Consider the following 13,321-nt stretch of genomic DNA (forward strand, 5'->3'; position numbering starts at 1 on the left):
AAATTTCAAAAAATATTCAGGTTTTAAAAAGGATTTATTACTTTTAATAAAATTTAAAAAATATGAGAAAAATAGACCAACTTTTCGCAGAATACGCAGAAAGTCATCAAAACCAAACGAATAAATTCATTCATTGGATTTGCGTTCCTTTAATTTTCTTTACTATAGTAGGATTTATCAGTCTTATTCCTGCGCCACATTTTTGTGCACCTTATTTTGGTTGCATCAGCATTGCCAGTATTGTTGCGCTTGTTTTGGTAAGTATTTTTTACTTTACTCTTTCATGGAGAATTTCTTTAATCATGCTTTTAATAATGCTTTTAATGGAACATTTTGCGTATGCAATCAATGTACATTTTAAAGAAAATTCTTTGATTATTTATCTCTCCATTTTTGTTATCACATGGATTTTTCAGTTCATCGGTCATAAAATTGAAGGTAAAAAACCGAGTTTCTTAAAGGATTTACAGTTTTTATTGGTTGGACCAATTTGGCTTTTACATTTTATATTAAAGAAAATCGGAATAAAATATTAATCAATTAATTATTCACAAAAATAAATGAAATCAAACTAATCAAAACAATGCAAAAATCACAAATTATTTTATCACATAAATGAAATATGATAAATTTCATTTAGAATTTTTCAAAAAAAACATTTAAATTTGTCTTAAATATAAAAAGTTAAAAAATGAAAGATTCTCAAAAAAACTTCCTAATTAAACCTTTAATTGTTTTATTCATCGCATTATTTTCTGTGATTTCTTGTAGAGGAGAAGATGACACAGAAGATGTAACACCTTTAGTAGGAAATTGGGAATGGGTTTCTTCTATAGGTGGAGTTGGAAATACTACTGAAACGCCTACTTCTACTGGAAATAATATAGTTTTCAACTTTGGCGCAGATAAAAAATACACCATTACTACTAACGGAACAGTTACCAATGAAGGGACTTTTTCACTTTACAAAAACGTTTCTAATCTAGAACATTTAGATAGATTATATATAGATTTTTCTAATTATCCTGATAAAATGATTATCAATAATGATGGAGTGAACTTAGTTTGGAGTGACGATGCAAACAACGGATACACTTATACTTACAAGAAAAAATAAATTTATTTCCCCAAAACAAATACCGCCGGAATTTTATGAAGTTCCGGTTTTTTATTTTTCCAATCAGAGATTTTTAAGGTTTTGATAAATTCTTCGGTTGGATGATTGATATTTGCAGCGATGCAAAGTTTCGTATTAGGATTGAGAAATTTAATTAAATCTTCTAAAAGCTGATTATTTCTGTACGGTGTTTCCATAAAGATCTGAGAATATCCTGACTTTTGAACTTGATTTTCTAGAAACAAAATCTGCTTTTTCTTTTGCTCCTTATCAATTGGTAAATATCCGTGAAAAGTAAATTCTTGACCATTAAAACCACTCGAAATTAAAGCTAAAATGATAGAACTCGGCCCATTAATTGGAATAACTTTAATATTATTCTCATGACACCATTTCACCATCAAATTTCCAGGATCTGCAATACAAGGCAATCCTGCTTCAGAAAGCAATCCGAAATCCTGACCAGATTTCATGAGTTTTTGTGCTTCTTTTAAATCATTAGATTCAGAATATTTATCCAAAATAAAAAGCTTTAAATCACTTTGTTTTTTCTCTGGTGCAAAAAATTTGATGACTTTTCTGGCCGTTTTTTCGTTTTCCACGAAAAAATAATCGGTTTTAAGAATATATTCTTTAATCGATGGCGCAAAATAGTCTATCGGAGATTCTTCGGATAAATAAGCTGGGATTAGAAACAACATGTTTTAAAAAAATTTAATTAGAGATAAAAGTAATCAATTTTTAGAAAATTTACTTCAAGTTGTACTTTTCAGCAATCGCTTCACAAGCTTGATCTAACATTTGATATACCTTTTCGAAATCACTCATATCGCCATAATACGGATCTGGAACTTCTATTTTTCCATCAGATAAAACGCCAGCTTCTTCCATAATCAAGGAAACTTTATTTCTCTGTTCTTCAGATTTGGCTTTTGACAATACATCTTCTAAATTTTTTAAATCCATGCAGAAAATCTTATCAAAGTCTTCTAAATGCTTTTCGGTGAAGTAATTAGCTCTTTGATGAGAAATATCTACGCCATGTTCTTGGGCAGTTTTGGTAGAACGTTTGTCAGGAGGTGAACCTTGATGAAAAGAAATTGTTCCTGCACTTGCAACCGTATGTTTTTCTGAAATTTTAGAACGCAAAATTCCTTCTGCTAATGGACTTCTGCATATATTTCCGAGGCAAACCATTAAAATTTTCATAAGTAAGTCTTCATTTAATTAAAAAAGGAATTTTTCAAACTTAACATTTAAAAAATTCCTCAATATTTTTATTATCAATAGGTCAAAGACCTAAATTTTATTCAAAGATTTTATCTTTAATTTCTTTTAGATATTTCTTCAGTTCTTTGTCAATTTTAGAAACATCTCTGATGGTTTCACAAGCATACATTACTGTAGAATGGTCTTTTCCGCCCATTTCTTCGCCAATTTTGGTAAAAGTAGCATTGGTATATTCTTTCGCGAAATACATCGCTAATTGTCTAGGCAATGCAATTTCTCTTTTTCTGGTTTTAGACAGCAATTGCTCTCTCTGAATACCGAAATATTCGCAAACCACTTCTTGAATGTATGGAATATTGATGGTTTTCTTTTGATTTGCCGCAATCTTATTGATGGTTTCTTTTAATAAATCTAGACTTAAATCTGATTTAGAAATCATAGAATGCGCAATCACAGAATTAATCACTCCAATCAGTTCTCTCACGTTAGATTTTACTTCTCCAGCCAAGAAATCTACCATATCATCTTTTAAAACGATACCATCTCTGTGAAGTTTATCTACGATAATTTTCTTTCTCGTATCAAAATCTGGAGATTTTACTTCTGCACTCAATCCCCATTTAAAACGAGAAACAATTCTTTCTTGAATATCTTGAATATCCGCAGGAGCTTTATCAGAAGTTAAGATAATTTGTTTTCCGTTTTGATGTAAATGATCAAAAATGTGGAAGAACATATCCTGAGTTGCAGCTTTACCAGAAAGAAACTGAATATCATCGATTATTAGAACATCTACCATTTGGTAAAAATTACCAAAATCTGTTTTATTCTGAGCTTTGGCCGCAGAAACAAACTGCTGGATAAATTTTTCTGATGATAAATATAAAACAACTTTATCTGGAAGATTCTGTTTAATATCTAAACCAATTGCATGAGCTAAGTGCGTTTTTCCTACACCTACTCCACCATGAATAAATAATGGGTTGAAAGAAGTTGCGCCAGGTCTTTTTGCAATGGTTTTAGCAACTGTATATGCAAATTTATTGCTTTCCCCTTCCACAAAATTATCAAATGATAAATTTGGGTTAAGGTTAGCATCTATGTTTACCTTTTTAATTCCTGGAACTACAAAAGGATTCACTAAACTTTTAGAAACTGTGGTAGGAAGCACCTCTTGAACTTTCGGAGCTTGTACAGAAATCCCTTTATAATTTTGAGTAGCGGGTTTTTCTAATCCTTGTGGTTTATTTTCCATTACAGAATACCACAATTTAACTCCTTTTCCGATATTTTTTTTGAGAGCTGCAGAGAGTAGAGAAAGGTAATTTTCTTCTATATATTCTTTATAGAAGTCAGAAGGAACCAACAATGTAAGATTATGGTTAATTAATGACACAGGTTGTACTCTGTCAAACAATAAGTCGAATGAGTGTTCTAGTTTTTTTACATCTTCATGCTCAGAAGCGCTCAAATTGTCTCTCATAAATTTAAGACAACGCTCCCAAATCAAGCCTAAGTTTTGATCCATTTTTTTCTCTGCTAAACAGTTTTGTCTGATTAATTTTATCGGGAAGACAAATATGAAAAATAATTTTTTCTTAAAAAAATTTTGGGGTATTGCTTTTTTAAAAATATATTTGTATGTATTAAAGAAAAGTTAAAATGATACACACAACTCACACATTACGAGTACGTTACGGAGAAACAGATCCTATGAAATATGTCTACTATGGCAACTATGCAGAATACCTAGAAGTTGCTAGAGTTGAGCTGTTTAGAAGCATTGGAATTTCATACGATGAAATCGAAAAACGCGGGATTTGGCTGCCTGTTTCTGAGTATAAAATCAAGTATTTAAAACCTGCTTTTTATGACGAAATTTTAGAAATTCACACTTATGTAAGAAAAATTCCAGGAGTGAAAATAGAATTTGAATATGAAATTTATAATGATTCTAAACAAAAAATCACAGAAGCATCTACTACTCTTTTTTTCTTAGACGCTACAACCAACAAAGTGTCTAGATGTCCTGATTTCTTGATGGAACTCATCCAAAAAAATTGGAAGGAATAAGTAAAAAGAACAAAAATAAAAAAGTGAGATGACAAAAATCATCCAAAAAAATCAAAAATAAAATTCACCAAAAATGATGACTAAAATTTGATTTAGATGAATTAATTTTTTGTTTAAATTAATCTCATAACATTGCGTTCCTACGGAACGCTTTTTTATTAATTAGCAAATTCTACACACATTACATTCCTACGGAATAAATAATTTTAAAAATCTACAAATCTATCCATTAAAAAAACACTCGTTTCCTCTCCCATTCTACAACTCTCCAACTCTACAACTCACTCCCACTCTCCAATTCATATGGTTCTTTTCCTTTTTCAAAAATTCTAGTCAGTTGTGTTCCTTCTGTTGTAATTTTATCACCAAGAACTCTAATCCAGTTTCCTTCTCTTAAACCTACTACTTTTACCTCATTTTGGGTAAGGAATTCTTTAATTCTGGTTTCTCTGGTTTCTCCATTATGTTTCAAATTTGGATTTGGGTCTAAATAATGCGGATTGATATTAAACGGAACCAATCCCATACAATCAAAACTTGGCGGATATACAATTGGCATATCGTTCGTAGTTTTCATGTTAAGGCCTGCGATATTGCTTCCTGCAGAAGTTCCTAAATACGGATTTCCAGATTTTACATTTTCTGCTAAAACAGACATTAGATTTTCTTCGTGTAAGGTTTTCACGAGGAGAAAAGTATTTCCACCGCCAGTAAAAAAGCCTTTTGCTTCGTTTACCGCTGCAATTTTATCCTCGAATTCATGTAATCCTTTTACTTTTATATTGATTTGTTCAAAAAAATCTCTTGCAATTTGCGTGTATTCTTCATGTGAAATTCCGCTTGGTCTTGCAAAAGGAATAAAGATAATTTCGACTATTCCGCTGAATAATTCGGCAATTTCTTCTTTGATATATTCTAAATATTTCCCACCAAAAAGTGAAGAGGTAGAAGCTAATAAAACGTTCATTTTTTGTGAAGTTGTAAAGTCGTTAATTTGTAAAGTAGTTATAAAAATGCAAAAATATAATATTTTACTGAAAATATCCTTTCAAAAAAGGTAAATTGCTCTCCACGCTGAGTCAAGTTAATAATCTTAATTTTACACCAATTCACAATTAAACGATTTCACGATTTTACAGATTAACGACTTCACGACTTTACAATTTCACTCCGTTTCGCTTTTTACTTGGCTCTTAAATCCTTATCTTTGCAAAAAATAATTTTAACATGAAATTTTTTATTGATACAGCTAATCTAGACCAAATTAGAGAGGCACAAGATTTAGGAATTCTAGACGGTGTTACGACCAATCCAAGTTTAATGGCGAAAGAAGGCATTTCTGGAGCTGAAGCGATTAAAAATCATTACAAAACGATTTGCGAAATCGTAGATGGTGATATTTCTGCGGAAGTTCTAAGTACTACTTACGAAGAAATGATTAAAGAAGGAGAAGAATTGGCTGCAATTCACCCAAACATCGTGGTAAAAATTCCTATGATTAAAGACGGAATTAAAGCATTAAAATATTTTACAGATAAAGGAATTAAAACCAACTGTACTTTAATTTTTTCTGCTGGACAAGCGCTTCTTGCTGCAAAAGCTGGTGCTACTTACGTTTCTCCTTTCTTAGGAAGATTAGATGATGTTTCTACAGACGGATTAGCATTAATAGAAGAAATTAGAATTATTTTTGATAACTACGATTACAAAACTGAAATTCTAGCAGCTTCTATCCGTCATTCTATGCACATTATCAACTGTGCTAAGATTGGTGCAGATGTAGTAACTACACCTCTTGCTCCGATTTTATCTTTACTAAAACACCCTTTAACTGATAATGGTTTAGCTCAATTTATTGCAGACTCTAAAAAGATGATGTAATAAAGATGCTGGATGCTGGATGTTAGATGTTGGAAGATGGATGATAAAAAATTCAAAATTTACTTCCTTTAGGATTGAGGCTAATAAATTTTGAGTTTTCTACAAATAAAAATCCTGAAAATTTAGATTTTCAGGATTTTTTATTTTTTATTGAAGCAAGTCTAACTCTAAAAGATTATTGTCTCGCTTATTATTTTCTTTGACTTGTTGTTCCCTTCTTTTAATCATTTCCGATGCAGAAATTTCGTTTCCGCTTTGGTCTCTAAACTGAAGAACGGCTACATTTGCCATCGCCATTTTCATAGATTTTGCTGGATCATTTCGGTCTTCTAGAAATATTTTTTTGTACTGTTCTTGATTAACTTCTATATATTTATCATTGCCAACAAATTCAGAAACTTTTTGAATTTCCTCCTTATATTTCCCTACTGCTTTTAGCTCAAAAACGTGAGATTGAGTAGCATCTTCCAGCTTCACAATCAATCCTGGTAATCCTCTAAATTTATATGGTCCGTCTTGAAAAGGCAATTCCTCGGTGAACCAAGCCGTCCATTTTCTTCCTGCAAATTCTGTAACCGCTTTTTGAGCCTCGAACTCTCCTATTTTTTGTTTTTCTGGAAGAATTTTCCATTGAATTTTTCTTTTGTCCCAAACTTTATAAGCATCCATTCCGCTTCTGGTTAATGAATACGTTTCGAAAGAAGGATAATTCTTATGAATTTTATAGCGTACACTTCCTTTTCTCATAGACATGGCTTTCATATCTACATTCATGCTTCCCGTTGCTTTTATTTGCTTCTCAAAAGCAGCCGTCATGATAGAATCCGAAACATAAACTTCTCTACTGTAAAACTTAGAGCCTTTCTCCGAAATATCAAGATACATAAGTTCTGATTTCACATCCGCATTGTTGGTAGAATCCGTCACAAATTTATAATCATAGATAAATCTATTCTGCGCCGAAAAGAATGCTGAAATCAATAAAAAAGTAAAAAGTAATTTTTTCATAGGTGTATTAATTTAAAAAATCCTTCAAGATTTTTAAACTTGAAGGATTTTAAGTTTTTTTATTTGGTTTGGATTCTTATTTCGCCTTCTTCTTTGCCATTATTCACGTTTTTATTTACGTTTACCGTAGCAATATCATTAGGGTTTAATTTATCCATTTCTTCTTTGGTAGAAAGTTTACCATTGATATAATATTTAATCGATTTATCCGAGATAACTTTCATTGATTTCAATCCTTCAACTTCACTATTTTTAGTGGCTAAATTATACTTTATTTTATCTGCGGAAACACTTACTACTCCATCTTTTGGGACATTAGCATCTACAGTAATTATCCAAGGATTATTTTGAGTATATTTTCTAGAAATTTCTGCCTGTTGTTTGGCAATTTCAGCTTGTTTTCTAGCCAGTTCTGCTTGTTTTTGTGCTAAATCTCTTCTTTCTTTTGAAAGTTTTTCTAGTTTTTTCTGTTCTGCTTTAGAAAGTTTAGATTTATCAGTCCAGTTGAAATTCTCAATATTCATCGGTGGAAATGACTGAACTTTTCCATCATTTTTTTTATGAAATTCAACTTTTTTTATTTTTACTATTCCATTATTAAATTCTTTAGAATTGAGCTTTTTCTCTAATTCTTTTATTGAAGAAAAATTATTACTAGTATTATCAACAAAAATTTTATATTTTAAACCATTATCTAATTCTTTATTAAATTCTAAATTATTTAGTTTAAATCCTTCAATTTGATCTAAACCGTTTTTCATTTCCATCAAAAAAGATATTTCATCTTTATATCCATCAGAATTAGCAATTCTATCAATTTCGTTTCCAAGATTTTCTAATTCTTTGGCTTTCAATTCATAATCATAACTATCTGCACCTTTTTCTTTTGCAATTTTCTGTAACTCTTCAGATTTTTTACGAGTTTGTTCGCTAAGTGTAGCTATTTTTTCGTTCTCTTTTTTAATTTTTTCAGAAGCTTTATTAATTTTCGCTTGTTGAGCTTCTAACAGTTTTTGCACATCTTTTTCTTTAACGGTATCTTTTTTAAGTTCCTGAACCGCAATTTCTATGGCTTTATTTTGCTTTTTGATTTCTATATTTTTAGCATTAACCAATAGCGCAAAGGAAACCCCGAAAAGAATTGGCAAAGCCAAAATTCTACGCGCATAACTGTATTTTGTATTTTTCTGTGTAAGCATTTTTAGTCGTTTTTTAAGGTTTGATGATAAAAACGGACTGGTTGCAGGCAATACATTTCCGGAGAAATTACTCGCCAAAAGCATCTGCGCAAATGCTCTAGTGTCCGCGTTTTTCACAGCTTTTTTGTCTGCCAAATATTCATGAATAAGGGTGATTTCTTTTTTGATGAAGTAAAAAATTGGATTAAACCAAAACAGAGATTGAATAATTTGGACAAACAGTTTATCAAAACTGTGTTTTTGTTCTATGTGTACCATTTCGTGTTTCAGGATTTGTTTTCCTAAATCTGAGTTGATCAGAATCGATTTTTTCCAAAACAAATTTCTAAAAAACGAAAACGGAGCATCATGCAAATTGGTGTTATAAAAGGTAATTCCTTCTATGCTTTCCTTCGGAAATTCTTTTTTGAGTTGATGAATTTTCACCAATCCTAAAGTTAATTTAGCCAAAAGAAAAAAGGAAACTATTCCTAAAATCAAAGCTCCAAAATTCCAAAAATTGAAAGAATTTCCAACTTCTTGAGAAGAATTTTGGTTGAATTGATTCAGCAATAATAAAATTCTACTATCAGTTTCTATAGTAAAATATTCTACTTTTAAAAGCGGCAACAAAAGACTTAAAACCATCGTTCCCAGAAGGTAAAATCTGTTATAATGGTGAAAAGTTTTGTCGCGAAGAAACAAAAGATAATACGCCGACATCACTGCCGAAACTAAAATCATCTTTCCGAAATACAGGAATATTGTTTCCATAATTTATTTTGTTTGAAATGGTTTGAATTGGTTTGAAATGGTTTGAAAGTCATCTTCCGACTTCCGTCTTCTGACTTCATACTTCCTACTTTTTCAGTTCTTTTAGAAGCATCTCTAAATCTTCTACACTCATCTCATTTTTTTCTACCAAAAATGAAACAGCGTTTCTGTAAGAACCTTCAAAATAGTTCTTCACCAAACTTTTTATGGATTTTCCGCTGTAGGTTTCTTTAGAAATAAGCGGGAAATATTCGTGTTGTCTTCCGTGAACATTATGCCCTACAAACTCTTTTTCCATCAAAATTTTTAAAATGGTAGAAACAGTATTGGTATGAGGTTTCGGTTCTGGAAAAAGCTCTAATATATCTTTTAAGAAACCTTTTTCTAGCTCCCAAAGATATTGCATTACTTGTTCTTCTGCTTTTGTAAGTGTTTTTGCTGTCATAATCATTACATCATTATTGATAAAAAGAAATTTACTATTTCTAAAATCAAATTTAACAAAAAAGAAATCATAACTAATTATTTAGTGATACAAATTTAGAAAAGATTTTCTTTTATCACTAAAAAATTAGTTAAAATATTGTTAAATTTTTACAACAGACTGAAATACAATAGAATAAATTAATTTTTAGGTATACTTGCAGCCTTTCTCACGAAGTAATTATCGGTAGAACTATTGCCTCTTAATCTGTAGAAACCACAATTTCCCCAAGATGCAGGAACATCTGTAATGGTCATATCTTCGCCAGTATCATTAGAAACGTGCGCTGCAATCATATTTTGCCACTTCTGAATTCTTTGTTGACTGTAATCAATATAAAATAAATCGTATTTTTTATCAATCAAATCATTGAGGTATTTTACATATTGAGTTTTGTATTCAGGAATAGATAAAACTTTTGAAACCAAAGGATTTTGGTCACTTTTTCCCCAAGTCAAAGGATTCTGAATACCAGAATCTGTCATCAGAAGAGATGTTCCCAAAGTATTGTCATAATCATAAGGAATGAAATAAAATTTTCCTGCCGCATCAAAATAGAAATAAAAATTATTAGAATTATTCCAATAATCGTCCCACATTCCTACCATTACATTTACGGCGTAAGTTTTCAAAAACAGATTGACATCCATTTTTTGTGAAATATAAGTTTTAAAATCATCTCCATTTTTGGAATTGACATTCGTGATGAAATCTGCTAATTGTGTTTTGGCTGTCTCCAAATTAGATTTACTGCCTTTGTAATCGTAAGTTGGCGTATTGGTATAAGTTAAAGTCACATCTTCTATTCCCATATTCGAAGTGGAAGCATCTTTAAAACTCGCTCCCCAATTTGCTTTCCATAAATTTCCAGTCGTAGAAAAAAACGTACTTCTATTGGCTAAATAAACATCGTCAACAGGTTCTTGCAACTGATAAACTCCAAAATAAGCGGCTTTGTTATCTCCAGTCACTTTAATGGTAAGTTTACAATAACTGGATTGTGGCGCAGTCCAAACTCCAAATTTCTCAAATAAATCATAAGAATAGACTTCTCTGGCATACATGGCATCATCTTTAAACCATTTCAACACTACTTTTTCTGAATTATGAAAGAGTTGAGTTTTATTATATTTCTTGAAACTCACAGTAAAACTTGCATGATGCCAATCTGGATTGGTCGCATTATGTGTTTCTCCGGGATTTCCTTCCGGTCTTCTTCTGCTGGTATTTCCTTTCAATCTTAATCCTATATTATCTAAAATTTCTGTAGTTCCGTTTTTCACCCAAGTGAATTTTCCAGCTACATATTCTTCATTATTGGGATTTTGGTCGTAATAATTCAAAAATTTATTCCATTCTGCAAGAGAAACTTCTACCGTAATTTCTGGCAATGCATCAATATCATAAATAAATTTTTGAGAATTTGTTTGAAAATAAGGCGGTTGATATGCTTGTTGAAACAACGGAGGATCTGGAGTGACAGGATTGTTTTCTTCTTGATTTCTACAAGTTACTAAAAGTAAAAGAATACTGAACAGAAAAAACTTTTTCATGATTAGAAATTTGAAACAAAACTACATCAATTATCTTATAAAAAATTACCAAAATTCTATGATTTATAATAGCTTATTTCAAAAAAAAAAGAGAATTACTTTCGTAATCCTCTTTTAACTTAGTAGCGAGAACAGGACTCGAACCTGTGACCTTCGGGTTATGAGCCCGACGAGCTACCTACTGCTCCATCTCGCGTTATTGTGGTGCAAATATATAACAATTTTTTAAATCTCCAAAATTTCTGAAAAATATTTTTTATTAATTCATTTTTTGTATCTTTGAGTATGGCAAAAATCCTGAAAATATATCCAGACAATCCTCAAGAAAATTACATGAACGAGGTGATTAAAACGCTGCAAGATGGTGGATTGATTATTTATCCTTCAGACACAGTTTATGCGTTGGGTTGCGATATTTACAATGTAAAAGCTATGGAAAAACTTGCTCGTCTTAAAAATACTACACTAGACAAAGCGCAATTTTCTATTATTTGTAACAATCTCAGCCATCTTTCAGAATTTACTCGTCCTATCGAAACGTCTACTTTCAGACTTTTAAAATCTAAAATTCCAGGACCTTTCACCTTTATTTTAGAAGCCAATAAAAATTTACCATTGGCTTACAAAGGCAAAAAAACCGTCGGAATTAGAGTTCCAGACCATTCTATTCCGCAGTTAATTGTGGAGAAATTAGGTCATCCAATCGCTTCTACTTCCATTAAAGATGATGACGAAGTCATTGAATATTCTACCGATCCAGAACTCATTGCAGAGAAATATGACCATTTGGTAGACATTGTCATCGATTCTGGCTATGGAGATAACGTAGCTTCTACCATCGTAGATTTAACCAGCGGCGAACCAGAAATCCTGAGAGAAGGAAAAGGAATTCTGTAAAAGTGTCAGTCTGAGCGAAGTCGAAGACTTTGGGCGCCAATTTGACTCCTAAAGTCGTCGAACCACTTCGTTAGGTTTCCGCCTTCCGCTCCCACTTTTTTAAAATTTTCCGTTCGTTCAATATAAAAAGTTCGGAAAATCAAAAAATTTTAAAAAGAGTTCCGCTTCAGTCGGGGCGCAGTTTTCGTCTATGACAGTTATAGTCGGCAAAAATCAAAATTTGTCTTATTTTTGAACATTCGAAATCTAAAATTTAAAATTTTAATTTAAAATTTTCATGAAAATCATTACTTCTCCAGCAAAACTGATGAATGTAGAAAATTCTACAGAATTTTTGAAATCTACCACTCCAAAATTCATAGAAGAAGCGACTTTAATACATTCTTATCTCAAAGAAAAAAGTCCACAATATTTATCAGAATTAATGGAAATTTCAGCAAAATTAGCAGATGAAAACTGGCACAGAAACCAAGTTTGGAAACCCAAACCAACTGCCAAAGAATCTGCTCCTGCCCTTTTTGCTTTTACAGGAGAAGTTTACAGAGGTCTTGATGCGAAAACGTTAAGCAAAGACGCTGTGGATTATCTTCAAAAAAATCACAGAATACTTTCTGGTTTATATGGATTGCTAAAACCATCAGACAAAGTAATGCTTTACCGTTTAGAAATGGGAAGAAATTTCGAATTTGAGCATTATAAAAATCTATATGAATTTTGGAGTGACAAAATCACAGAACAAATCAATACTGAACTCAAAAAAAATGAATTATTGCTCAATCTAGCAAGCAATGAATACGGGAAAGTCATCAACAGAAAAAAACTCAATAATCCTGTTGTAGATTTTGAATTTTACCAAACTCAACCGACCGGAAAACTAAAAACCATCGTAGTTTACACCAAACATGCGAGAGGTTTAGTCGCTAGATTTTGCGCTGAAACCAACGCCAAAACATTGAATGACGTAAAAGCATTCAACTATGAAAATTATTTGATTAACGAAGAATTATCAACAGACCAAAAATTGGTTTTTGTAAGGTAATTTTATAATGATTTTCAAATAAAATATAAGAAAAAGTCTTTTGAAAAGATAGAAATTTGCCATATCACAATCACAAATTATTAATTA

General features: G+C 31.3%; 14 protein-coding genes and 1 tRNA gene. 6 read left to right on the plus strand and 9 right to left on the minus strand.

Annotation, left to right across the window (positions count from 1 at the left end):
- Window positions 1-62: 62 nt before the first annotated feature.
- Window positions 63-536: an Mpo1 family 2-hydroxy fatty acid dioxygenase gene (locus KKQ79_RS05910; protein ID WP_213189346.1), complete on the plus strand. Its 474-nt coding sequence runs from the start codon at window positions 63-65 to the stop codon at window positions 534-536.
- Between the two features lie 155 nt (window positions 537-691).
- Window positions 692-1,117 carry a hypothetical protein gene (locus tag KKQ79_RS05915; protein ID WP_213189347.1) on the plus strand — a complete coding sequence of 142 codons (426 nt, stop codon included), beginning with the start codon at window positions 692-694 and terminating at the stop codon, window positions 1,115-1,117.
- A gap of 2 nt (window positions 1,118-1,119) precedes the next feature.
- On the opposite strand, the gene KKQ79_RS05920 is transcribed toward KKQ79_RS05915, so the two are convergent.
- From KKQ79_RS05920 to dnaA, 3 genes are all read right to left on the minus strand, one after another.
- The gene (locus tag KKQ79_RS05920; RefSeq protein WP_213189348.1) at window positions 1,120-1,818 is read right to left on the minus strand and encodes an SAM-dependent methyltransferase; all 699 of its coding nucleotides are present in this window, start codon (window positions 1,816-1,818) and stop codon (window positions 1,120-1,122) included.
- Window positions 1,819-1,867: 49 nt separating this feature from the next.
- Window positions 1,868-2,326: a low molecular weight protein-tyrosine-phosphatase gene (locus KKQ79_RS05925; RefSeq protein WP_213189349.1), complete on the minus strand. Its 459-nt coding sequence runs from the start codon at window positions 2,324-2,326 to the stop codon at window positions 1,868-1,870.
- A gap of 97 nt (window positions 2,327-2,423) precedes the next feature.
- Window positions 2,424-3,875, minus strand: a complete 1,452-nt coding sequence (gene dnaA, locus KKQ79_RS05930) for a chromosomal replication initiator protein DnaA (RefSeq protein WP_213189350.1) — start codon at window positions 3,873-3,875, stop codon at window positions 2,424-2,426.
- A 134-nt stretch (window positions 3,876-4,009) separates the two neighbouring features.
- Between dnaA and KKQ79_RS05935 the strand changes: the two genes are divergently transcribed.
- Window positions 4,010-4,420, plus strand: a complete 411-nt coding sequence (locus tag KKQ79_RS05935; protein WP_213189351.1) for an acyl-CoA thioesterase — start codon at window positions 4,010-4,012, stop codon at window positions 4,418-4,420.
- 274 nt (window positions 4,421-4,694) lie between these two features.
- On the opposite strand, the gene pepE is transcribed toward KKQ79_RS05935, so the two are convergent.
- Window positions 4,695-5,387, minus strand: a complete 693-nt coding sequence (pepE, locus tag KKQ79_RS05940) for a dipeptidase PepE (protein WP_213189352.1) — start codon at window positions 5,385-5,387, stop codon at window positions 4,695-4,697.
- A 260-nt stretch (window positions 5,388-5,647) separates the two neighbouring features.
- On the opposite strand from pepE, the gene fsa reads away from it, so the two are divergent.
- Window positions 5,648-6,301 (plus strand): fructose-6-phosphate aldolase, encoded by a 654-nt coding sequence (fsa, locus tag KKQ79_RS05945; protein ID WP_069798232.1) that lies wholly within the window; start codon window positions 5,648-5,650, stop codon window positions 6,299-6,301.
- Between the two features lie 147 nt (window positions 6,302-6,448).
- Here the strand turns inward: fsa and KKQ79_RS05950 are convergent, their stop codons facing one another.
- The 5 genes from KKQ79_RS05950 to KKQ79_RS05970 form a co-directional block, all read right to left on the minus strand.
- Window positions 6,449-7,309 carry a GLPGLI family protein gene (locus KKQ79_RS05950; RefSeq protein WP_213189353.1) on the minus strand — a complete coding sequence of 287 codons (861 nt, stop codon included), beginning with the start codon at window positions 7,307-7,309 and terminating at the stop codon, window positions 6,449-6,451.
- A gap of 59 nt (window positions 7,310-7,368) precedes the next feature.
- On the minus strand, window positions 7,369-9,261 hold the full coding sequence (locus KKQ79_RS05955; protein WP_213189354.1) for a M56 family metallopeptidase: 1,893 nt from the start codon (window positions 9,259-9,261) through the stop codon (window positions 7,369-7,371).
- A gap of 85 nt (window positions 9,262-9,346) precedes the next feature.
- Entirely contained in the window at window positions 9,347-9,706 is a 360-nt protein-coding gene (locus KKQ79_RS05960) for a BlaI/MecI/CopY family transcriptional regulator (RefSeq protein WP_069798227.1), read from the minus strand.
- Between the two features lie 179 nt (window positions 9,707-9,885).
- Window positions 9,886-11,298, minus strand: coding sequence for a CotH kinase family protein (locus KKQ79_RS05965; RefSeq protein ID WP_213189355.1), 1,413 nt, complete (start codon window positions 11,296-11,298; stop codon window positions 9,886-9,888).
- Window positions 11,299-11,421: 123 nt separating this feature from the next.
- Window positions 11,422-11,494 (minus strand) — tRNA-Met (locus KKQ79_RS05970).
- A gap of 89 nt (window positions 11,495-11,583) precedes the next feature.
- On the opposite strand from KKQ79_RS05970, the gene KKQ79_RS05975 reads away from it, so the two are divergent.
- Both KKQ79_RS05975 and yaaA read left to right on the plus strand, forming a co-directional pair.
- Window positions 11,584-12,195: an L-threonylcarbamoyladenylate synthase gene (locus KKQ79_RS05975; RefSeq protein WP_213189356.1), complete on the plus strand. Its 612-nt coding sequence runs from the start codon at window positions 11,584-11,586 to the stop codon at window positions 12,193-12,195.
- Window positions 12,196-12,472: 277 nt separating this feature from the next.
- Window positions 12,473-13,234, plus strand: a complete 762-nt coding sequence (gene yaaA, locus KKQ79_RS05980; RefSeq protein ID WP_213189357.1) for a peroxide stress protein YaaA — start codon at window positions 12,473-12,475, stop codon at window positions 13,232-13,234.
- Window positions 13,235-13,321 lie beyond the last annotated feature (87 nt).

The organism is Cloacibacterium caeni (assembly GCF_907163125.1).
Classification (GTDB): Bacteria; Bacteroidota; Bacteroidia; order Flavobacteriales; family Weeksellaceae; genus Cloacibacterium; species Cloacibacterium caeni_B.

Bases quoted from the DNA above. Each gene is read 5' to 3' on its own strand.
- KKQ79_RS05910 (WP_213189346.1), top strand. From the start codon at position 63: ATGAGAAAAATAGACCAACTTTTCGCAGAATACGCAGAAAGTCATCAA.
- KKQ79_RS05915 (WP_213189347.1), top strand. From the start codon at position 692: ATGAAAGATTCTCAAAAAAACTTCCTAATTAAACCTTTAATTGTTTTA.
- KKQ79_RS05920 (WP_213189348.1), bottom strand. From the start codon at position 1,818: ATGTTGTTTCTAATCCCAGCTTATTTATCCGAAGAATCTCCGATAGAC.
- KKQ79_RS05925 (WP_213189349.1), bottom strand. From the start codon at position 2,326: ATGAAAATTTTAATGGTTTGCCTCGGAAATATATGCAGAAGTCCATTA.
- dnaA (WP_213189350.1), bottom strand. From the start codon at position 3,875: ATGGATCAAAACTTAGGCTTGATTTGGGAGCGTTGTCTTAAATTTATG.
- KKQ79_RS05935 (WP_213189351.1), top strand. From the start codon at position 4,010: ATGATACACACAACTCACACATTACGAGTACGTTACGGAGAAACAGAT.
- pepE (WP_213189352.1), bottom strand. From the start codon at position 5,387: ATGAACGTTTTATTAGCTTCTACCTCTTCACTTTTTGGTGGGAAATAT.
- fsa (WP_069798232.1), top strand. From the start codon at position 5,648: ATGAAATTTTTTATTGATACAGCTAATCTAGACCAAATTAGAGAGGCA.
- KKQ79_RS05950 (WP_213189353.1), bottom strand. From the start codon at position 7,309: ATGAAAAAATTACTTTTTACTTTTTTATTGATTTCAGCATTCTTTTCG.
- KKQ79_RS05955 (WP_213189354.1), bottom strand. From the start codon at position 9,261: ATGGAAACAATATTCCTGTATTTCGGAAAGATGATTTTAGTTTCGGCA.
- KKQ79_RS05960 (WP_069798227.1), bottom strand. From the start codon at position 9,706: ATGACAGCAAAAACACTTACAAAAGCAGAAGAACAAGTAATGCAATAT.
- KKQ79_RS05965 (WP_213189355.1), bottom strand. From the start codon at position 11,298: ATGAAAAAGTTTTTTCTGTTCAGTATTCTTTTACTTTTAGTAACTTGT.
- KKQ79_RS05975 (WP_213189356.1), top strand. From the start codon at position 11,584: ATGGCAAAAATCCTGAAAATATATCCAGACAATCCTCAAGAAAATTAC.
- yaaA (WP_213189357.1), top strand. From the start codon at position 12,473: ATGAAAATCATTACTTCTCCAGCAAAACTGATGAATGTAGAAAATTCT.